We start from the raw sequence: 18,495 nt of genomic DNA, 5'->3' as shown, positions 1-18,495 counted from the left end.
TCTGCGAAAGTTAACTAGTCTGATAACTACCTTTTCGGGACTTAATAACGCTTCTAGTATAGCATATATTAGGTGACTATCCTAGTATTTTTCTAAAAAATAAAGAGAGGTGTGCAAGACAACCTCCCTTACTAAATAAATTCTGCTTCTGCAATCGCCTTTTTAACAGTTTCCAGTGGTAAATGAACCAGCTCACAGCCCTTTTCCTTGTAAAGATACTGGGCATAGTCGTCCATTCGATATTCGTTGATATAGACGACACGTTGGCAACCAACCTGTAGCAATTGCTTGGAGCAATTGAGGCAGGGGAAATGGGTCACATAGGCAGTAAAGCCTTTTGGAATTCCCCGCTCCGCTCCTTGTAAAATGGCATTGACTTCCGCATGCAAGGTCCTAGCACAATGACCGTCAATCATCAGGCATTCCTGATCCAAACAATGCTCGGTTCCTGAAACAGAACCATTATAGCCCGTCGCAATGACCTTATTATCCTTAACCAAAACCGCACCAACCTTGGCCCGCTTACAAGTTGCCCGATTGGCAATCAAGAGAGCTTGGGCCGCAAAATATTCATCCCAGGCTAAACGATTTGTTGACATGATTTCTCCTTTCCACTCAATCCACCATTCCATAAATTTCTGCTATATCTTGTGCCGTAATGATACCAACAATATCTTCAGGAGAATGAAGCTTCTCATTATTTTGACGAGTAACCAAAACAGTTGTCCGTTTTCTTCCTTCAAAATGATTGATCAGCTGGTAAAGACTTGTATCAGTTGGTAAAATAAGCACCTGAATACTATCTTCCTCGCAAGCCAAGACATCAGCCAGACTGGCTTTTTCTAATTTTTCACGGATAGAGCCCGTTTCCTTACTAGCCTTGGCCAACCAATTTGCCAATCCCTTATCTGACACCAAACCCTGATAGGATGTGCCTGAAAAAATAGGAAATTTGGAAACATGCTCACGCTCTACGATTTCTAAAGCCGTGGTCAGTTTATCTCTACTATCAAATATAATAGGCTTGATTTTCTGAGCACTTTGAAAATAGGTTTCAATGGTCATAGGTGCTTGGTACTGGGCAATGACCTTTTCCAAAACAGAAATCAACTCCTGCGAAGGCTGAGCCACTTCTTTCAAGCCTGTTCGTCTTTCATGGACCATAAGATTGCGCAACTGCCGAGCCACATAGAGATTGTCCCAGTTGGCTTGGACAGGATTGACTGGGCTTAAGTCCTTGGCCTTGGCCAACATGGAACCAACGTCCGCATGTTCCCCATCCTCAACTTGACAGACCTTGCGCAAGACCTTGTCTAGATCATTAAAGAGCTCTAAAAAACGGTTTTCATTCATCTTAGTCTACCATAGTTGATTTCAAATAAGCATCCACCATTCGCTCAGTCGCCTGAACGGAATCCAGATGGGTGCGTTCATAAGAATGGCTAGACTCAATCCCCGCACCAAGTAGGGCGTGCTTGACATCTGCACCTGCTCGCATGGCTGCTGAAGCATCCGAACCATAATATGGATAAATGTCTAATTTATATGGAATACCATCCCTCTCCGCCAAGGCTACCAAGTGCTGACGGAGTTCGTAATGATAAGGGCCTGAACCATCCTTGACACAGATAGAAACCGTGTATTCATCTGTCTGCTGGTCGTCGCCCATTGCCCCCATATCCACCGCTAGATACTCAACCACCTGAGCAGGAATGCTGGAGTTAGCACCATAGCCAATCTCTTCATTATTGGAGAAATAGAAATGTGTAGTATAAGGTAAGGTCACTCCCTCTTCCTTATAAACCTTCAAAAGATGGAGCAAGATAGCAGCTGAAACCTTGTCATCAAGGTGACGGCTCTTGATAAATCCTGTTTCTGTCACAATAGTCCTTGGATCAAAGGAGATAAAGTCACCGACTTCAATGCCTAAGGCCCGCGTTTGTTCTGCACTGGTCACTTTTTCGTCCAAACGAATTTCCATATTGGTCTGATTTCGCTCGGCTGTGCTAGCATCTCGATAGACATGGACAGAAGTCTGATGCATTAAAATCGTACCTGTAAAGGTCTTGCCATTTTTTGCACAATGGATGAGGCAATTTTCTCCCTCAATAGAAGGGTAGCCAAATCCTCCTACCAAATCCATTTTAAGTCGGCCGTCTGGCTTAACGGCACGGACCATGGCACCCAAAGTATCCAGATGAGCAGTCACCATCCGGTGTTCTTGGTCATTTTCTCCAAAAATAGTAACCAAAACGCCACCCTTGGAAGTTTTGACAGCCTCATAGCCGAAACCCTCCACTTCTGCCTTGATGTAGTTCATCATATCCGTCGTAAAGCCTGTTGGCGACGGAGTGTTGGTCAGTTTAACGATGTAATCAAGTGTCTTCATGAAAACCTCCTTATTTTAAACTATTATATCATGTTTTAGGACATTTTTTTGCTATAATGAAGACATGAAAACCTACCAGAAGATTTATTTACTATTAAAAGAAAAAGAAGACTATATCAGCGGAGAAGATTTAGCTCAGGAACTGGGCATTTCTCGGACTTCCATCTGGAAAGCTATTCGCCAGTTAGAGGCACATGGTCTGACCATTGAGGCAGCCCGCAACCGTGGCTACAAATTGGCTGAAGGCGACTTACTCCTGCCTGACTTGATTGCTGAGGAAATCCAACTGCCTGTCCATCTCAATGCTGATAGTGACTCGACCCAGCTAGATGCCAAGCAAGGCATTGAAGCCGGTCATAAAAGTCCAGCCCTCTACCTAGCTCCCCATCAAAATAGAGCAAAGGGTCGCTTTGGGCGTCCATTTTATGCTTCCAAGTCAGGCGGAATTTACATGTCCCTCCGCCTTTCTCCAAATGTCCCCTTCCTTGAATTTAAACCCTATACCATTCTAGCCGCAGCTGCTGTTGTCAAGGCCATTCAGTCCCTCTGTGACCTAGATGTCCAAATCAAGTGGGTCAATGATATTTATCTGGGACAGAAAAAGGTAGCTGGAATTTTGACCGAAGCCATCTCTTCCATGGAAAACCAACGGGTGACCGATGTTATTATCGGAGTTGGTATCAATGTCCATATCGATGATTTCCCAAAAGAGCTCCAGCAATCCGCTGGAAACCTCTTTGACGACCAGCCTCCCTTTACCCGTAATCAGCTGATTACAGCCATCTGGAAAGCCTTTTTAGAAACCGATGAAAAAGAATTGATTGCCCTTTATAAAGAAAAATCACTTGTTGTGGGGCAACAAGTGAGCTTTGTAGAAAATCAGGTTGAATTCAGGGGAACTGCCATTGCCGTCACCGACACAGGCAATCTAGTCATCCAGCTAGATAACGGCAAGGCAAAAATCATCTCCAGCGGAGAAATCAGCCTTACTTCTTGGTCTGCTTCTCCACCAAACGAATAAAGCGGGTCACCTTGTAGGCAAAGTGGAGATTGCGAAAAGCGATAAAAGCAAAAATACCCGCAAGCAAAAAATCCTTGGAAAGAATAGAGATATTCATAAAGTAAACTGCAATAATTGTCGAAATAGACAAGAAAAGAAATTGTGACATTTTCATAGCTAAATTATACCAAAAAATCAGTCAACTGGCTGATTTTTTATATCCCTTCTTTCTATGCATACTAGCGAAACAAGAAAGCACCAACTCAGTCGGTGCTTTCTTAAGGAGATTATGAAAAATATTTAGGATTGACTATAGTATACCTTAGTCAAGCACATTTCACATCAGTCCTAAGACCGATATTGCTATCAATCATTTACTATCTCAACTGTGTCTGCTAGAAAGCCAAATTCTTCTGGAACAGGGCTTTCTTCTTTAACTCTTTCTTGTGTTTTTTGCCCCTTGGCCTTGGCTGAAAATTCAGCTCGGATGCTGACCCAATCTTCCTGAGCAATGGCCAAAATCTGTGGCGAAAAACCTGCGGCCTTGCTGAGAATGTTGCCAAACATAGTGTTGAGATTATCACGTTTCATGGTCTGTTCGGCATTGAGTGGAGATTCAAAAGCAAGGATGGCGTGGTTTTCATTTGCAGCTACTGGCTGGGAACCAACAAGCAAGGCACGATCAGCCCCAGATAAGCTCTCAATTATTTCACCCCAAGCATTTTGCAGGCGGGTCAAATTCTCACGCGCCTGAGCTGGATTTTCCATGGCTTCCTGCAAAATAGCATGAACCTTGCTGGTATCCAATCGGTACTTCTTCGGAGCTTGTGGCTTGCGTGAAACTGGCTTAACAGCACCTGGCTGGCTAGAGAGTTGGCTCAATTGCTTCTGTAAGTCAGCCACTTGTTCTTGTAGTTTACTAATTTGGCTGACCAAATCCGCTGGCAGCTCTGCCATTGCCCCCGAAGGAGAACTATCTTCAGCCAAACGAATGGTCATCATTTCAGCGTAAATCTTGGGTTGGGGGCTGGACTTGATGTCCGCCAAGCCCTTGGTCACCAACTCAATCATGGTAAAAATCCGAGCCTGGTCCAGTGCCAGATTTTCCGTAAAACCAGCCGTCAGATGGGTATTCTCACCACCCGTCTGCACAATCAGCAAATCCCGCAGATAATGCAAGAGGTCCGTCGCAAAACGGCTCATACTCTTGCCCTGGTCAAACAAGGTCTGCAGGTGTCCCAGTGCCGACACACTATCCGCCTGGCGAAGACTAGCTACATAGTTATCCAGAGCGCGCAGGCTAATGGAACCCGTGATTTCCTCGGCAATTTCCAAAGTAACCGTCTGGTCATGGCTGAGACTGAGAGCTTGGTCAAGAATAGACAAGGCATCTCGCATCCCACCTTCTGCCCGACGGGCAATGATGGTCAAAGCCTGATCGTCGAAAGCCAGACCCTCCTGGCTCAAAATCTTAGCCAAATGGGCCTGAATATCCGTTACCTTGATAGACTTGAACTCAAAGCGCTGCACCCTAGACAAAATGGTCGCAGGAATCTTGTGCAACTCCGTTGTCGCTAGGATAAAGACCACATTCTCAGTCGGCTCTTCCAAGGTCTTCAAGAGGGCGTTAAAAGCCCCGGTTGATAGCATATGGACCTCGTCAATGATATAAACCTTGTAGGTGACAAGACTTGGTGCGTAGGTCGATTTGTCCCGAATATCACGGATTTCATCAACACCATTGTTTGACGCCGCGTCAATCTCAATCACATCTTCTAGACTACCCTCAGTTATGGCCTGACAGATATAGCAATCGTTACAAGGCTCGCCAGCCACCTGATTGGGACAGTTCATGGCCTTGGCAAAGATTTTTGCCGCCGAAGTCTTCCCCGTACCACGCGGACCTGAAAAGAGATAGGCATGGCTGATTTTCCCCTGCTCAATGGCCTGCTTGAGGGTGGTCGCCACCACCTCCTGCCCCACCATCTCCCCAAAGGTCTGGCTCCGGTATTTCCGATATAAAGCTTGGTACATTAAGATTTTTCTCCAAACATAGCAAAATTCCAGTCCGTTTTCTCTACAAGGAGGGCAACGAACTCTTCTAGATATTCTTGGTCAATGGCATCATAATCAGCCACCAGTCTGGAATCCAAGTCCAGAACGCCCAGCAACTGACCGTTCTTCACCATGGGCACCACGATTTCTGACAGGGCTGCCGCATCGCAGGAAATGTAGTTGTCATGCAGACGAACATCGTCTACGAGAATGGTCTGGCGCTTGGCAGCAGCCTCACCGCAGACACCCTTTCCAAGTGAGATATGGACACAGGAAACTCCACCCTGAAAAGGCCCTAAAATCAATTCTTGCCCATCATACAAGTAAAAACCTGTAAAGACAGAATTAGGCAAAGCCTGATTGAGAAGCGCTGAAGCATTTGACAGATTAGCCAGAGCGTTGGTTTCCCCATCTAACAGAGCTTCCAACTGGGTCAAAAGTAATTGGTAATTTGATTTTTTTTCTTCAATATTCATAGAAACATTATAGCATAGAAAGACCAACTTTTATAGTCCAAGCAAAAAGAAAAAGGCTTTCGCCTATTTCCAAATCCAAAAGATAATAAGGACATCAATCAAGACACCCACAGCCCAAGCTAGTTGAAAATACTTTTTCTGGGTTTTGTGACGGAAATGGGTTCCACCTGCCCAGGCACCTAGACCACCGCCCAAGTAAGCCATTAGTAATAAGGTTTTTTCAGAAATTCGATAGGCATCCTTTCTGGCCTTGCCCTTATCCAGACCATAGGTCAGAAACACGATTATATTCCAGACCATCAAGACCATACTCACCATTTGTTGAATGGACATTATCTTCTCCTTCTCTCACATTGCTCTTATAACTCTAACATAATCTATCTTAGAGTACAAGAAAAAACGGCTCAGATGTCCGAACCGTTTATAAACTTGCTAGGGTATCTTCCAACCACTTGAGCTGGGCACGATTGCGCTCGATAGCTCGGGTCAAAATCAAGTAATGACCATAGTTGTCTTGAATACTCTCCTTGGTTGAGAATAACTCAACCTTGCGACTGTCTAGGTGTTTCAAGTGCTTGGTGACTAATTCAATTTGATTCTCCAACAAACCTGGTATCCGTGGATCTTTCTTATCACGGATAAAGAACATCTTAATAGAAAATAGATCCTTTTGTTGAGGGGTTTCATCATTTGGAATGGATAGCCAATCTTCCAAAATCTGACGACCTGTCGCAGTCATAGCATACTGCTTCTCTTTTTCATTGCCAGGAACCGCATGACAGGTAATCAATTCTTCCTTGGTCATGCGTTTTAGCTCTGGATAGACTTGGCTATGAGCTACCTGCCAAAATTCTCCTAAATCACGTTGAACATAGTCGGTAATCTGCTTACCAGTTACCATCTGACCGCTAGCACCCATTATCCCTAGTATTATATGGGGTAATATTCTCTGCTTGGGCATCTTAACCACGCTCTCTTAATATACTCTCCACCTTGGTGTTGATCAAGTCGATGGCTACAAGATTGCTGACGCCTTCAGGAATGACGATATCTGCATAGCGCTTAGTCGGCTCGATAAACTGGTGATACATAGGTTTCACCACCGTGGTGTACTGTTCAATGATACTATCTAAGCTACGCCCACGTTCTTCCATATCTCTCTTAATACGGCGAATGATGCGAATATCATCGTCAGTATCGACGAAGATTTTAATATCCATCAAATCCCGCAACCGCTTGTCTTCCAATACCAAAATACCTTCCACAATAAATACATCTTGTGGTTCCTGATGATAGGTTTTATCTGAACGGGTGTGCTGAGTGTAATCATATATCGGAATATCCACCGAACGCCCTGCCAACAATTCACCCAGGTGGTAAATCATCAAATCTGTGTCAAAGGCTAGTGGATGGTCATAATTGGTCAATATCCGTTCTTCAAAGGTTAGGTGTGACTGATTCTTATAGTAAGAATCGTGTTCAATCATTGATATGCGAGCATTTGGGAAATTATCCAGAATGGCACGCGACACACTTGTCTTGCCACCCCCAGATCCGCCGGTTACGCCAATAATAATGGGTTTCTGAGTCATCATCATCTCCTTCTATTTTCAATACTATTTTACCATGAAACATGGTATAATGGAAAGGATAACACATAAAGAAATGAGAATTTATGCTAAATTTTGGAATTATTGGTACTTCAGACATCAGTCACAAGTTCATTTCCTCTGCTCATTTGAGTAAATATCTTCAATTATCAGCGATATTTTCAAGAAAACTGGAAACTGCTATGTCATTTTCAACAAATTACGAAAATGTAAAATTATACACAGAATGGATAAAATTCCTTTCTACACCCATTGACTTGGTCTATATTGCCAGTCCAAATGCCTTGCATTTTGAACAAGCAAAATCTGTTCTCATGGCCGGCAAACACGCTATCGTTGAAAAGCCTATGGTGTCCACACCTCAAGAATTGGCCCAACTTCGTCAAATTGCCCAGGAAAATGGTGTCTTCCTATTTGAAGCAGCCCGCAATTACCACGAGGAAGCCATCGCTATTATTAGGGACTTCTTGAAGGATAAGACTGTTTGGGGTGCCAACTTCTCCTATGCCAAATATTCTTCTAAAATGCCTGACCTCTTGGCAGGACAGACCCCAAATATCTTTTCAACTGATTTTTCTGGCGGAGCCTTGATGGATCTGGGTGTCTATACCCTCTATACTGCCATTGGCCTCTTTGGTAGACCAAATGCAGCCCGATACGCTGCCCACCAGCTCCCTTCATCCATTGATTTGAATGGGACTGGGCAACTGATTTATGATGATTTTCTAGTAAGCATTCAGGCTGGAAAGAATATCACTAGCAATCTACCGAGTGAAATTTATACCAGTGAAGGCACCCTCACCCTCAACGCCTGCCAACATATCAGCTCTGCTATTTTTACCAAACATGACGGTGGCCAAATTGTCCTCCCTATCCAAGCGCAGGAAGAGCCTATGCTGGAGGAGGTACAAGCTATTGCACAGGTCATTCTGCAAAACAATCATGAGCTGGCGGAAAAATGGCTGGATGTGGCTGAGGCGGTCCATCATACACTCTACACCATGCGCCAAGACGCAGGAATAACCTTTAAGGCGGATACCCATGAAAACTAATTTCCCAACCAGCTGGACTGACCAGCTGACTCAACTTGGCTTTGAGGACTTTACGCCCATCCAAGTCCAAGCCTTCCAGCCAATCAGAACCGGCAGATCTCTCCTTGCCATCAGTCCAACAGGTACGGGCAAGACCCTTGCCTACCTCTGGCCTAGCTTGCTGGCTTTGACACCTAAAAAGGCCCAACAATTACTCATCCTGGCTCCCAATACCGAGTTGGCTGGTCAAATCTTTGACGTCTGCAAAACCTGGTCAGAGGCTATTGGTCTTAACGTCCAACTCTTCCTTTCTGGCTCCAGCCAGAAACGCCAGATTGAGCGACTAAAAAAAGGACCGGAGATCTTGATTGGAACTCCTGGTCGCATTTTTGAGTTGATAAAATTGAAAAAAATCAAGATGATGAATGTCAATACCATTGTCTTAGATGAATTTGACCAACTCTTCTCTGATTCTCAATATCATTTTGTGGAAAAGATTATTAGCTATGTGCCACGTGACCACCAATTGATTTACATGAGTGCGACAGCTAAGTTTGACCGTCAAAAGATTGCTCAAGATATTGAAAGTATCGACTTATCTGAACAGAAATTGGACAATATCCAGCATTGCTATATGATGGTAGACAAGCGTGACCGTTTGGAAGCTTTGCGAAAATTTGCCAATATTCCAGACTTTCGTGCTCTGGCCTTCTTCAATAGCCTGTCAGACCTTGGCGCCAGCGAAGATAAGTTACTCTACAACGGTGTCAATGCCGTTTCCCTGGCCTCTGATGTCAATGTAAAATTCCGTAAGGTCATTATCGAGCGTTTTAAAAACCACGAACTTAATCTCTTGTTGGCTACAGATATGGTGGCTCGTGGGATTGATATTGATAATTTGGAATGCGTCCTTAATTTTGAAGTTCCCTTTGATCAGGAAGCCTACACCCACAGAGCTGGACGGACTGGTCGCATGGGCAAGGATGGATTGGTCATTACCTTGGTATCTAGCCCAAGCGAAGTCAAGCAATTAAAAAAATACGCTGCTGTCCAAGAAGTCATCTTGAAGAACCAAGAATTATATAAAGTATAGAGAAAAGGAGGTCGAAACCTCCTTTTTTAATGTTGTGCCGGACCATTGGCTTCCTGGTCATAGTAAATGTGTTGAGGGTTTAGATTTGGTCCCAATAATTCTGTTGTCGTTACTAGATTGTAGCCTTCAGATGTAAGGAACTGTAAGACAGGTTCCAAACTATCCACAGTCGGTTGATGAATGTCATGCATGAGAATGATACAGCCTGGGCAAGCCAGATCTTTCACTCTACCAAAAATCGTATGGCTATCTCGATTTAACCAGTCCTCCGTATCCACATTCCAGTAGATTGACGGAAGCCCCATGGCATCTACCACCGCCTGATTAACTGCTCCAAATGGCGGACGCATCATGGTTGGCCGCTTGCCGATAGCTTTTTCAACGATAGCCTGTGTCAACTCAATTTCTTGTTTAACTTGCTCAGTAGAAAGATGGGTCAAATTCGGATGACTCCAAGTATGGTTGGCGACTTCATGCCCTTCCGCTACCATACGCTGGAGGATAGCTTCATTTCCTTCCACATTACTTCCCAATACAAAGAAGGTCGCCTTAGCATTGTATTTCTTTAAGAGGTCCAAAATAACTGGTGTCGTCGCAGGATTTGGCCCATCATCAAAGGTCAAGGAAATTTGACGAAGGGCTTTTTTATCCACTTGATTTTGAGCAAGATACTGATCATAATTGGCCTTGTCAACATCTGCTAGATAATCCCCCTTCATAATCGGGAAGAAATCTGAAATAGCTAGTTCCAGACTAGCTGTCTTAAAAACTTCCTCAGACAATGCCAGAACCAACTGACTATTGGCATAACTAAAAACGACTGTTTCCAAGTCTAGATTTTGAAACTCTGCAATAATCCTTGCTTTTTCCGCCTCATCCAAGCCTTGACTAGTCAATTTTTCCTGCAACTTATGGACCATGATGGTCTTAGCAGCATTCAAGTCTAGAAACATATCTCCCAAGGTGAAGAGTTGCTGATCTTCTGTCAGCAAGACACGCTCTGGGGTAACTTCTTCCTCTTTTTTCACTTGTAAGGGTTGGACAGCATACTGCTCACTATGGATTTCATGGGCTCGAACCTTCTTGAAATTAGTCTGTCCCTCCTTGGCATGAACCACAAGGACATTTTTTATCTTGCCTGATGGCTTCTTATAGCCTAACTTATGACGGATATGTCCCACAATTTTTTGTTCTAGTTGGGTAATTCTCTGACCAGACGGGTCTTTGGGTATGGTCGCAACCACATGGGTAGAACCGATATTCCCCTCTTCTAAATCCGATGCTTGTCCTTTCAGTACCAATTCTTCTTTTTCTTTAATAAAATACGTTAATTGCCAATCTTGGAAGTTGCGGTATAGATAAATACTTGCAACCACCATCATGGCTACTAGAAATGCATTCAAGAGAAGCCAAAACAACTTTTTCATTTTATATTCATTCCTTTTCATATTCACCTGATACTATAATATAGGTTTATTCTCTTTCTGTCAAGCATATCAAAAATTGTTCACCCCTCAAAACGAACATTCTTCCTGTTCATAGAAAAAAAAGACTGCCGAGGCAATCTTTTAAGCTTAATTAGCGCGGATGACTTCTACACGGTAGCCATCTGGATCTGTCACAAAATAGTAGCGACCTGGACTACCTGGCAAGCCCTTAATGTCTGTCGTTGGATAGCCCAGCTCCTTATGCTTGGCATTATCACCTTCCAAATCATCGGAAGAAAGGGCCAGGTGTGAGAAACCATCTCCTACAATATAAGGACCGTGATCATAGTTATAGGTCAACTCAATCTCAAAGTCATCACCGTCAAGTGCCAAGTAGACCAAGGTAAACTTATGCTCTGGGTAATCTTTTCGACGAGTTTCTTTAAATCCGAAAGCCTCTTCATAAAATTTCTGAGATGCTTCTAAGTTTTCAACACGCAAACAAGCATGCAACATTTTTTTACTAGCCATATTGAACTCCTTTATTATTTGATAGATTTAGTATAGCACATTTTCTGTAATAAAACTCCTACTCAGTATGCAAAAACACCTGAGCAAGCTCAGGTGTCAATGAATTATGCTTCCAAGTAGTACTCTTTCACAATGTTCAAGTTTTCATCCAATTCGAAAACAAGTGGTGGGAAGTTTGGAATTTCCACATCCATGATTTCATCATCAGACAAGCCTTTGATGTGTTTTACAAGGGCACGGATTGAGTTACCATGTGCACCTACGAATACGTTTTTACCATCTTTCAAAGCTGGAGCAATCTTGTCTTCCCAGAATGGAAGTGCGCGCTCAAGCGTTACTTTCAAGTTTTCTGCATCTGGGATAACAGAACCGTCAAGGTGAGCATAACGACGGTCAGTGTGCGCTGAATGCTCATGATCCTTAGCCATTTCTGGTGGCAAAGTATCATAAGAACGACGCCAGATATGAACTTGATCATCACCAAATTCTGCTGCTGCTTCAGCCTTGTTCAAGCCAGTCAAACCGCCGTAGTGACGCTCGTTCAAACGCCATGATTTTTCAACTGGTACCCACAATTGATCTGCAGCTTCAAGAGCCAAGTTTGTTGTCTTGATAGCGCGTTTCAATACTGATGTAAAAGCTAGGTCAAAATCAATACCTGCTTCTTTGATCAATTTACCAGCGTCAATCGCTTGTTGAGTACCTTTCTCAGACAAATCAACATCAGCCCAACCAGTGAAAAGGTTAGCTTTGTTCCATTCAGACTCACCATGGCGAGCAAAAACCAATTTTACCATTATTTGGATTCTCCTTTATATTTTGAGGTTTCCCTCTTATACTTCTCTATTTTACACGAAAATGTAAAAAAATGCTAGCTTTTCCACAATCTGTTTACGCTTTCATTCACTTACATGTAAATTCAGTCTGTAGACCTATCTTTCTTCTTATGAAAAAAAATAAAATCATGGTATAATAGTTGGGCTGAACACGACAGTTCAAAACGATACCATATAGGAGTTATCATGCAAAAAGTAGCTATCGTGTCTGCCTACCGTTCTGCCATTGGCAGTTTCGGAGGTAGTCTAAAAGATATAAACATCGCTGATTTGGGGGCCCAGGTCCTTGAAGCTGCTCTACAAAATAAACACATCCCAGCTGACCTTATCGACGAAGTAATCTTTGGTAACGTCCTTTCTGCTGGTCACGGACAAAATATTGCTCGCCAGATTGCTCTCAAGGCTGGACTTCCAGAAACCACCTCTGCCTACTGTGTCAATAAGGTTTGTGGCTCTGGGCTAAAATCAGTCCTCCTGGCCGCCCAATCCATCCTACTAGGCGACAACGATGTAGTTGTTGCCGGAGGTATTGAAATCATGAGCCAGGCTGCCTACCTATCCAAATCCAGCCGATTTGGTAGCAAATTTGGTCATATCAGCTTAGAAGATTCCATGCTGATAGACGGTCTGACAGACGCCTTCAATGACTACCACATGGGTATTACGGCGGAAAATGTTGCCGAACGCTACCAAATCAGTCGTGAAGCACAAGATGCCTTTGCCTACAGCAGTCAAGAAAAAGCTGCCAAGGCCATTGCCGAAGGGCGCTTCGCAGATGAGATTGTTCCTATTACGCTAAAAAGTAGAAAGGGCGAAATCATCTTTGACCAAGATGAATATCCTCGTCTGACCCCACTTGATAAATTAGCAACACTTCGACCTGCCTTCAAAAAAGACGGTACGGTCACAGCTGCCAATGCCTCAGGTATCAATGATGGCTGCGCAGTCCTTGTGCTTATGTCTGAAGAAAAAGCAAAGCAGTTGAACATTGAACCACTAGCCTATATGGAAAGCTATGCAACCAGTGGTCTAGACCCTGCTCTTATGGGCATGGGGCCAGTAACTGCGAGCAAAAAAGCTCTTGAAAAAATCGGTAAAACTGTAGAAGATATTGACTTGTTCGAGTTGAACGAAGCCTTCGCAGCCCAGTCCATTCCAGTTGTTGACCAATTAGGAATTGACACTACAAAAGTCAATGTCAACGGTGGTGCTATCGCACTTGGTCATCCAATCGGAGCCAGCGGCAGTCGGATTTTGGTGACCCTCATCCACGAACTCATCAAGCAAGACAAAGAACTGGGACTGTGTGCCCTCTGTATTGGGGGCGGTCAGGGAATTTCCCTTATCGTTTCCAATGCACAAAAACAGTAAACGATCACTTGTAAACAAAGGATAAATTATGAATATCGGTATTGATAAAATCGGCTTTGCGGCACCCGATTATGTTTTAGATTTGGCTGATTTGGCCCAAGCCCGCAACATTGATCCCAATAAATACAAAGTTGGACTTCTCCAGTCAGAAATGGCTGTCGCACCTGTTACACAAGATATTGTTACCCTTGGTGCCCAGGCTGCCGCAGCTATTTTGACCGAAGAAGATAAGCAAACCATCGACATGCTCATCGTCGGTACAGAATCAAGCGTCGATCAAAGTAAGGCTGCTGCTGTATCCATCCACGGTCTGCTCGGTATCCAGCCCTTCGCTCGTTCCATCGAGATGAAAGAGGCTTGTTATGGAGCTACTGCTGGACTAAGCTTAGCCAAGAGCCACATCGCTCAATTCCCTGAATCAAAAGTCTTGGTGATTGCCAGCGACATTGCCAAGTATGGAGCAGCTTCTGGCGGTGAACCAACTCAGGGCGCTGGAGCTGTTGCCATGTTAGTTACAGCAAATCCACGCATTTTGGTCCTCAACAATGACAATGTCTGCCAGACCCGCGATATCTACGACTTCTGGAGACCAAACTACGACAAGTACCCTCGTGTTGACGGTCGCTTCTCTACTGAGCAATACACTGACTGCTTGACCACGACCTTTGCCTACTACCAGAAGAAAACTGGCAAGTCCTTGCAGGATTTTGCAGCCATGTGCTTGCACATTCCTTTCTCTAAGCAAGGGCTCAAAGGTTTGCAAGCCATTGCCAAAGATGAAGAAACCCTCAACCGTTTGACAGAACGTTTCCAAGAAGCTATCGTCTATAACAAGCTTGTCGGCAACATCTACACCGGCTCCATCTTCCTCTCACTCCTTTCCCTTTTGGAAAATAGCAGAGCGCTTGAGGCAGGGGATCAAATCCTCTTCTATAGCTATGGTAGTGGTGCTGTCTGTGAAATTTTCAGCGGTCAGCTGGTGGATGGTTTCCAAAGTCAATTAGAAGAAAACCGCTTAGAAAAACTCAACCAACGCAAAAAAATCAGCGTTGAGGAATACGAAAATATCTTCTTCCAAGAAATTAACCTGGACGAAACAGGTACGGCTACCGACCTACCCGTAGACCCAACACCATTTGCCCTTATCCAAGTAGATAAGCACAAACGGATTTATCGTAAATAAGCATTTTACCTATCATTCATTGGAATAATGAATGATAGGCTGATCGAATTTCCAGCACACTTTTCACAGTTAGCGTCAACATCTCAGCGCAGTGGTTGATTGGGTTTAACAGTCTAGGAGACTGTTAAAGGTTGGAGATAAGATTTGCAAAGCAAATCTCAGCAATTCGTGTTACCACACTCTAAATCTGACCATTTCGACTGTTGCGAACAATGTTCGCTCTATTTCCAACTTCCAACTGTCTCCCAGACAGTTGGAACTATGCGGGGGCGGGCTAAAATAGTCCAGTAGACTATTTTAGCCCGAGCCTATTGTTTGGAAGCGAGGAAAACTCTTTTCTATCAGTCAAGTTCTTTCCCGCTCCCCAAAACGGCGCCCTTTGGCTCTCATCCAAGGGCGCTTTTCTTTAGAAATTAGAAAGAGGAAATCATGGCACATTTCTCAGGATTCTATAAAAAATCACGTCAAGAACGCATTGATATTCTCCATAACCATCGTTCCCTATCCGAAGATAACCTAGACATTCTTTACAAAGACGAAAACCTGCCTGAAGCAATTGCAGGCAAGATGGCGGAAAATCATCTGGGAACATTTTCCCTACCCTTCTCTGTTCTGCCTGAACTGCTTGTGGATGGACAAATGTATTCTGTACCGATGGTGACAGAAGAACCTTCTGTGGTTGCAGCTGCCTCTTTCGGAGCCAAAATCATTGCCCGGTCTGGCGGTTTTACAACCACCATCAACAACCGCATCATGATTGGGCAGGTAGCACTTTTTGATGTTCCTGACCATAGCAGAGCAAAACAAGCTATTCTTGACCAAAAGGACAATATTTTAGAAACTGCCAATCAAGCCCACCCATCAATTGTCAAAAGAGGCGGTGGTGCCCGTGATTTGACGGTGGAAAGCAAGGAGGAATTTCTGATTGTCTATCTTCAGGTGGATGTTCAAGAAGCCATGGGTGCCAATATTCTCAATAATATGCTGGAAGCCATTAAGGATGACTTGGAAGTACTTAGCAATGGACAGGCCTTGATGGGTATTCTTTCCAACTACGCAACGGAATCCCTGGTCACTGCCCAGTGCCGTCTTTCCATATCCAGCCTAGCAACTAGCTCGGCTATTGCCCAAGAAACTGCTCAAAAAATCGCCCTGGCTAGCAAACTGGCCCAGGTGGACCCTTATCGTGCTGCGACCCATAACAAGGGGATTTTTAACGGTATCGACGCCGTGGTGATTGCGACTGGAAACGACTGGCGGGCGGTGGAGGCTGGCGCACATGCTTATGCCAGTCGTGATGGACAATACAAAGGGCTATCCACTTGGACAATTGACGGGGAGCATGTGGTCGGCTCCATCACCCTGCCCCTTCCGATTGCATCGGTCGGTGGCTCCATTGGACTCAATCCCAAGGTGGCAGTTGCTTTTGACCTGCTCAACCTGCCCAAGGCCCGCCAACTGGCCTCCATCATCGCTTCAGTTGGCCTCTGTCAAAACTTTGCAGCCCTGCGTGCCCTAGTCACCTCTGGCATTCAGGCGGGACACATGAAACTCCATGCCAAATCCCTAGCCCTGCTTGCTGGCGCTGAGGAATATGAAGTGGACCAATTAGCCCAACTCCTGCGCAAAGAAAAACACAGCAACCTTGAAACTGCACAAAAACTGTTGGCAAAAATGAGAGAACACTAAAAAAGAGGGAACCCCCTCTTTTTTTAATCAATTAGTTGCTCCATACGGAATTTTTGTGGTTTCATACCCAAACGGTCATAAAAGCGAACAGCCCCCGCATTGTCTGCCAATACATCCAAGGTTAGATTGTGGCAGCCTTGCTCCTTGGCATAAGAGAGAGCAAATGTATACAATTGCTCACCAATTTTTTGACCACGCGCAGAACTAGCCACACACAGATCATCAATATACAAGGTCTTGACTGGTTCTAATACATCACCAGTCGCAGTCGTGATTTCACAAAAAAGATGACCAACAACTTGACCTTCCAGTTCATAAACAAAAACTGACTTAGCAGGATTGTCCAATAACTGCCTTAATTCTTCCTCAGAATATTTTTGACCCTCACTCTTAAAAATATCTGGTCGAGCAAGATGGTGAACCTGTAAAATATCTTGCAATAATTCATTTAATACTGGAATATCTGATTGTGTAGCTTTACGTATGGTCATAAAAATCTCCTCTTAATTTTATTCTCTATTATAACAAAAGTTTGTTTTTTAACAAAATAGGTCTAAAGACCGATGAATTATCTGAAAATTCGGTTATACTATAAGTGTATCCTAAAATTTTTCATAAATCTCCTTAAAAACCGGTCCTTGACTGGTTTTTTTGCTATTCTTTCCGCTGTCACACTTTCTTATGAAAACTAACTTGTTAGGTCAAACTATTCATGCTATACTAGTGAAAAACAAAATGGAGATTCTTTTTATGAATAAAGTGAAAAAGAAAATTTACCGTAATACACCTGCCTTTACCTTAATGGCTTGGGCTTCCTTCATCTTCTTCGTTGCCTTGATCTTGATTGGTCTTTATACGCTGAAAGAGCCTCTCATGGTTAAAGGCTACTATCTCATGGGTTCTGTTGGTTTGATTTCATCATCCTTTACGGTTTCAAAAGTCGTTCGTGACAACCAGGAAGACGAAGATAACTACAACCACTTGTTGCAGCAAGCAGCACTTGGCTCAGACGAAGAAAAATAAATTGATTCAAATAATATACTATCGGAGGAATAATCAGCTACTGGTTGTTTCTTCTTTTTTACCCCTTATTGATTCAAGAGTCTTTTGCTCAATATCCAACCTCTCAGAGTCACTTCCCTGACTATTTGAAGCAAAAGTCTTTTGCTCAATATTCAACCTCTCAGAGTCACTCCCCTGACTATTTGAAGCAAAAGTCTTTTGCTCAATATTCAACCTCTCAGAGTCACTCCCCTGACTCTGGGAGCCCCAAAACACAGAAAAAAGCCCGTCGAACAAGCTAGAAAGCTTGATATGACGGGCTTTTTGATGCTTAGCCTCGCTCTTTTGTTTTTAAGCGAGGGATAAAACAGTCTATTCCCAGACTGGTTTTGCTCTCCTGTTTTCAAGCAAAAGATAAAAAGGTCCACTGGACCTTTTTATTTTACCGCATCCTTTTAATAGATGATAATTTCATAAGTATTATAATAGTAGAAAATCTTGTTCTAATAGTGTTCATAAGTAGTAAAAACGAACAATTCTGACTGGTTAATATTGGTAAGTTTTAAACTTATGCCCCAATTTTGCCCCAACAAGAAATTCTAAATCTTTTGGGGCATGCCTACTCTACTTTACTGTATTTTTGGCAAACAAAGAAAGCCCCCAGCAATCGCTGAGGGTTTTGCTATTTTGTCATTTTGCCCATTTTGAGCAAATAGAAATCAAATCTCGCAACCATTATTGACAAAATGGCAATTTTGAACGAATAGGCAACTGTACTTTACTGTGTTTTTTGATAACAAAA

20 protein-coding genes are annotated in these 18,495 nt (G+C 43.6%); 7 read left to right on the top strand and 13 right to left on the bottom strand.

Annotated features, from left to right (window positions below; all coding sequences use genetic code 11):
• Positions 1-131: 131 nt before the first annotated feature.
• Genes C1G53_RS06560 through C1G53_RS06550 form a run of 3 tightly spaced genes read right to left on the bottom strand, consistent with a single transcriptional unit; the run spans position 132 to position 2,389 of the window.
• Complete coding sequence (locus tag C1G53_RS06560) at positions 132-599, bottom strand: deoxycytidylate deaminase (RefSeq protein ID WP_015647190.1); 468 nt, start codon at positions 597-599, stop codon at positions 132-134.
• Positions 600-615: 16 nt separating this feature from the next.
• On the bottom strand, positions 616-1,353 hold the full coding sequence (locus C1G53_RS06555; RefSeq protein WP_105118148.1) for a CBS domain-containing protein: 738 nt from the start codon (positions 1,351-1,353) through the stop codon (positions 616-618).
• A gap of 1 nt (position 1,354) precedes the next feature.
• On the bottom strand, positions 1,355-2,389 hold the full coding sequence (locus C1G53_RS06550) for a M42 family metallopeptidase (RefSeq protein ID WP_105118147.1): 1,035 nt from the start codon (positions 2,387-2,389) through the stop codon (positions 1,355-1,357).
• Between the two features lie 64 nt (positions 2,390-2,453).
• On the opposite strand from C1G53_RS06550, the gene birA reads away from it, so the two are divergent.
• Positions 2,454-3,410 (top strand): bifunctional biotin--[acetyl-CoA-carboxylase] ligase/biotin operon repressor BirA, encoded by a 957-nt coding sequence (birA, locus tag C1G53_RS06545; protein ID WP_105118146.1) that lies wholly within the window; start codon positions 2,454-2,456, stop codon positions 3,408-3,410.
• Here the strand turns inward: birA and C1G53_RS06540 are convergent.
• From C1G53_RS06540 to udk, 6 genes are all read right to left on the bottom strand, one after another.
• Positions 3,376-3,558: a DUF3272 family protein gene (locus C1G53_RS06540; protein ID WP_238139115.1), complete on the bottom strand. Its 183-nt coding sequence runs from the start codon at positions 3,556-3,558 to the stop codon at positions 3,376-3,378. The two genes, birA and C1G53_RS06540, sit on opposite strands and share 35 nt — an antisense overlap.
• A gap of 197 nt (positions 3,559-3,755) precedes the next feature.
• Positions 3,756-5,423: a DNA polymerase III subunit gamma/tau gene (gene dnaX, locus C1G53_RS06535; RefSeq protein WP_105118145.1), complete on the bottom strand. Its 1,668-nt coding sequence runs from the start codon at positions 5,421-5,423 to the stop codon at positions 3,756-3,758.
• Positions 5,423-5,920 (bottom strand): GAF domain-containing protein, encoded by a 498-nt coding sequence (locus tag C1G53_RS06530; RefSeq protein WP_105118144.1) that lies wholly within the window; start codon positions 5,918-5,920, stop codon positions 5,423-5,425. Before C1G53_RS06530 ends, dnaX begins: the two co-directional genes overlap by 1 nt.
• 63 nt (positions 5,921-5,983) lie before the next feature.
• A complete protein-coding gene (locus C1G53_RS06525) occupies positions 5,984-6,253 on the bottom strand; it encodes a DUF1294 domain-containing protein (RefSeq protein WP_029997757.1) in 270 nt (89 codons plus the stop codon).
• A gap of 88 nt (positions 6,254-6,341) precedes the next feature.
• Positions 6,342-6,881: a PadR family transcriptional regulator gene (locus tag C1G53_RS06520; protein ID WP_044691056.1), complete on the bottom strand. Its 540-nt coding sequence runs from the start codon at positions 6,879-6,881 to the stop codon at positions 6,342-6,344.
• Position 6,882: 1 nt separating this feature from the next.
• Complete coding sequence (gene udk, locus C1G53_RS06515; protein WP_044775386.1) at positions 6,883-7,512, bottom strand: uridine kinase; 630 nt, start codon at positions 7,510-7,512, stop codon at positions 6,883-6,885.
• A gap of 83 nt (positions 7,513-7,595) precedes the next feature.
• Here udk and C1G53_RS06510 point away from each other — a divergent pair, with 83 nt between their 5' ends.
• Both C1G53_RS06510 and C1G53_RS06505 read left to right on the top strand, forming a co-directional pair.
• The gene (locus C1G53_RS06510; protein ID WP_105118143.1) at positions 7,596-8,582 is read left to right on the top strand and encodes a Gfo/Idh/MocA family protein; all 987 of its coding nucleotides are present in this window, start codon (positions 7,596-7,598) and stop codon (positions 8,580-8,582) included.
• Entirely contained in the window at positions 8,572-9,654 is a 1,083-nt protein-coding gene (locus tag C1G53_RS06505) for a DEAD/DEAH box helicase (RefSeq protein ID WP_105118142.1), read from the top strand. The genes C1G53_RS06510 and C1G53_RS06505 overlap by 11 nt, the downstream gene beginning before the upstream one ends.
• 26 nt (positions 9,655-9,680) lie before the next feature.
• On the opposite strand, the gene C1G53_RS06500 is transcribed toward C1G53_RS06505, so the two are convergent.
• The 3 genes from C1G53_RS06500 to C1G53_RS06490 all read right to left on the bottom strand — a co-directional run bounded on the left by C1G53_RS06500 (position 9,681) and on the right by C1G53_RS06490 (position 12,409).
• The gene (locus tag C1G53_RS06500) at positions 9,681-11,081 is read right to left on the bottom strand and encodes a polysaccharide deacetylase family protein (protein WP_105118141.1); all 1,401 of its coding nucleotides are present in this window, start codon (positions 11,079-11,081) and stop codon (positions 9,681-9,683) included.
• 147 nt (positions 11,082-11,228) lie between these two features.
• Positions 11,229-11,612 (bottom strand): VOC family protein, encoded by a 384-nt coding sequence (locus C1G53_RS06495; RefSeq protein ID WP_105118140.1) that lies wholly within the window; start codon positions 11,610-11,612, stop codon positions 11,229-11,231.
• A gap of 104 nt (positions 11,613-11,716) precedes the next feature.
• Positions 11,717-12,409, bottom strand: coding sequence for a phosphoglycerate mutase (locus C1G53_RS06490; RefSeq protein ID WP_105118139.1), 693 nt, complete (start codon positions 12,407-12,409; stop codon positions 11,717-11,719).
• A 225-nt stretch (positions 12,410-12,634) separates the two neighbouring features.
• Between C1G53_RS06490 and C1G53_RS06485 the strand changes: the two genes are divergently transcribed.
• The 3 genes from C1G53_RS06485 to C1G53_RS06475 all read left to right on the top strand — a co-directional run bounded on the left by C1G53_RS06485 (position 12,635) and on the right by C1G53_RS06475 (position 16,691).
• Positions 12,635-13,819 (top strand): acetyl-CoA C-acetyltransferase, encoded by a 1,185-nt coding sequence (locus C1G53_RS06485; RefSeq protein WP_105118138.1) that lies wholly within the window; start codon positions 12,635-12,637, stop codon positions 13,817-13,819.
• A 28-nt stretch (positions 13,820-13,847) separates the two neighbouring features.
• Positions 13,848-15,002: a hydroxymethylglutaryl-CoA synthase gene (locus C1G53_RS06480; protein ID WP_105118137.1), complete on the top strand. Its 1,155-nt coding sequence runs from the start codon at positions 13,848-13,850 to the stop codon at positions 15,000-15,002.
• 429 nt (positions 15,003-15,431) lie between these two features.
• Positions 15,432-16,691 carry a hydroxymethylglutaryl-CoA reductase, degradative gene (locus C1G53_RS06475; RefSeq protein ID WP_105118136.1) on the top strand — a complete coding sequence of 420 codons (1,260 nt, stop codon included), beginning with the start codon at positions 15,432-15,434 and terminating at the stop codon, positions 16,689-16,691.
• 23 nt (positions 16,692-16,714) lie between these two features.
• On the opposite strand, the gene C1G53_RS06470 is transcribed toward C1G53_RS06475, so the two are convergent.
• The gene (locus C1G53_RS06470) at positions 16,715-17,182 is read right to left on the bottom strand and encodes a GNAT family N-acetyltransferase (protein WP_105118135.1); all 468 of its coding nucleotides are present in this window, start codon (positions 17,180-17,182) and stop codon (positions 16,715-16,717) included.
• Positions 17,183-17,441: 259 nt separating this feature from the next.
• On the opposite strand from C1G53_RS06470, the gene C1G53_RS06465 reads away from it, so the two are divergent.
• Positions 17,442-17,714 carry a YiaA/YiaB family inner membrane protein gene (locus tag C1G53_RS06465; RefSeq protein ID WP_105118134.1) on the top strand — a complete coding sequence of 91 codons (273 nt, stop codon included), beginning with the start codon at positions 17,442-17,444 and terminating at the stop codon, positions 17,712-17,714.
• Positions 17,715-18,495: the final 781 nt, after the last annotated feature.

It is taken from the genome of Streptococcus suis (assembly GCF_002960445.1).
Classification (GTDB): domain Bacteria; phylum Bacillota; class Bacilli; order Lactobacillales; family Streptococcaceae; genus Streptococcus; species Streptococcus hyiners.
The sequence above is the reverse complement of the archived record's forward strand: the minus strand, read 5'-3'. Positions and strand labels throughout refer to the sequence as shown.

Coding starts and splice junctions, on each gene's coding strand:
- C1G53_RS06560 (WP_015647190.1), bottom strand. CDS start 599: ATGTCAACAAATCGTTTAGCCTGGGATGAATATTTTGCGGCCCAAGCT.
- C1G53_RS06555 (WP_105118148.1), bottom strand. CDS start 1,353: ATGAATGAAAACCGTTTTTTAGAGCTCTTTAATGATCTAGACAAGGTC.
- C1G53_RS06550 (WP_105118147.1), bottom strand. CDS start 2,389: ATGAAGACACTTGATTACATCGTTAAACTGACCAACACTCCGTCGCCA.
- birA (WP_105118146.1), top strand. CDS start 2,454: ATGAAAACCTACCAGAAGATTTATTTACTATTAAAAGAAAAAGAAGAC.
- C1G53_RS06540 (WP_238139115.1), bottom strand. CDS start 3,558: ATGTCACAATTTCTTTTCTTGTCTATTTCGACAATTATTGCAGTTTAC.
- dnaX (WP_105118145.1), bottom strand. CDS start 5,423: ATGTACCAAGCTTTATATCGGAAATACCGGAGCCAGACCTTTGGGGAG.
- C1G53_RS06530 (WP_105118144.1), bottom strand. CDS start 5,920: ATGAATATTGAAGAAAAAAAATCAAATTACCAATTACTTTTGACCCAG.
- C1G53_RS06525 (WP_029997757.1), bottom strand. CDS start 6,253: ATGTCCATTCAACAAATGGTGAGTATGGTCTTGATGGTCTGGAATATA.
- C1G53_RS06520 (WP_044691056.1), bottom strand. CDS start 6,881: ATGCCCAAGCAGAGAATATTACCCCATATAATACTAGGGATAATGGGT.
- udk (WP_044775386.1), bottom strand. CDS start 7,512: ATGACTCAGAAACCCATTATTATTGGCGTAACCGGCGGATCTGGGGGT.
- C1G53_RS06510 (WP_105118143.1), top strand. CDS start 7,596: ATGCTAAATTTTGGAATTATTGGTACTTCAGACATCAGTCACAAGTTC.
- C1G53_RS06505 (WP_105118142.1), top strand. CDS start 8,572: ATGAAAACTAATTTCCCAACCAGCTGGACTGACCAGCTGACTCAACTT.
- C1G53_RS06500 (WP_105118141.1), bottom strand. CDS start 11,081: ATGAAAAAGTTGTTTTGGCTTCTCTTGAATGCATTTCTAGTAGCCATG.
- C1G53_RS06495 (WP_105118140.1), bottom strand. CDS start 11,612: ATGGCTAGTAAAAAAATGTTGCATGCTTGTTTGCGTGTTGAAAACTTA.
- C1G53_RS06490 (WP_105118139.1), bottom strand. CDS start 12,409: ATGGTAAAATTGGTTTTTGCTCGCCATGGTGAGTCTGAATGGAACAAA.
- C1G53_RS06485 (WP_105118138.1), top strand. CDS start 12,635: ATGCAAAAAGTAGCTATCGTGTCTGCCTACCGTTCTGCCATTGGCAGT.
- C1G53_RS06480 (WP_105118137.1), top strand. CDS start 13,848: ATGAATATCGGTATTGATAAAATCGGCTTTGCGGCACCCGATTATGTT.
- C1G53_RS06475 (WP_105118136.1), top strand. CDS start 15,432: ATGGCACATTTCTCAGGATTCTATAAAAAATCACGTCAAGAACGCATT.
- C1G53_RS06470 (WP_105118135.1), bottom strand. CDS start 17,182: ATGACCATACGTAAAGCTACACAATCAGATATTCCAGTATTAAATGAA.
- C1G53_RS06465 (WP_105118134.1), top strand. CDS start 17,442: ATGAATAAAGTGAAAAAGAAAATTTACCGTAATACACCTGCCTTTACC.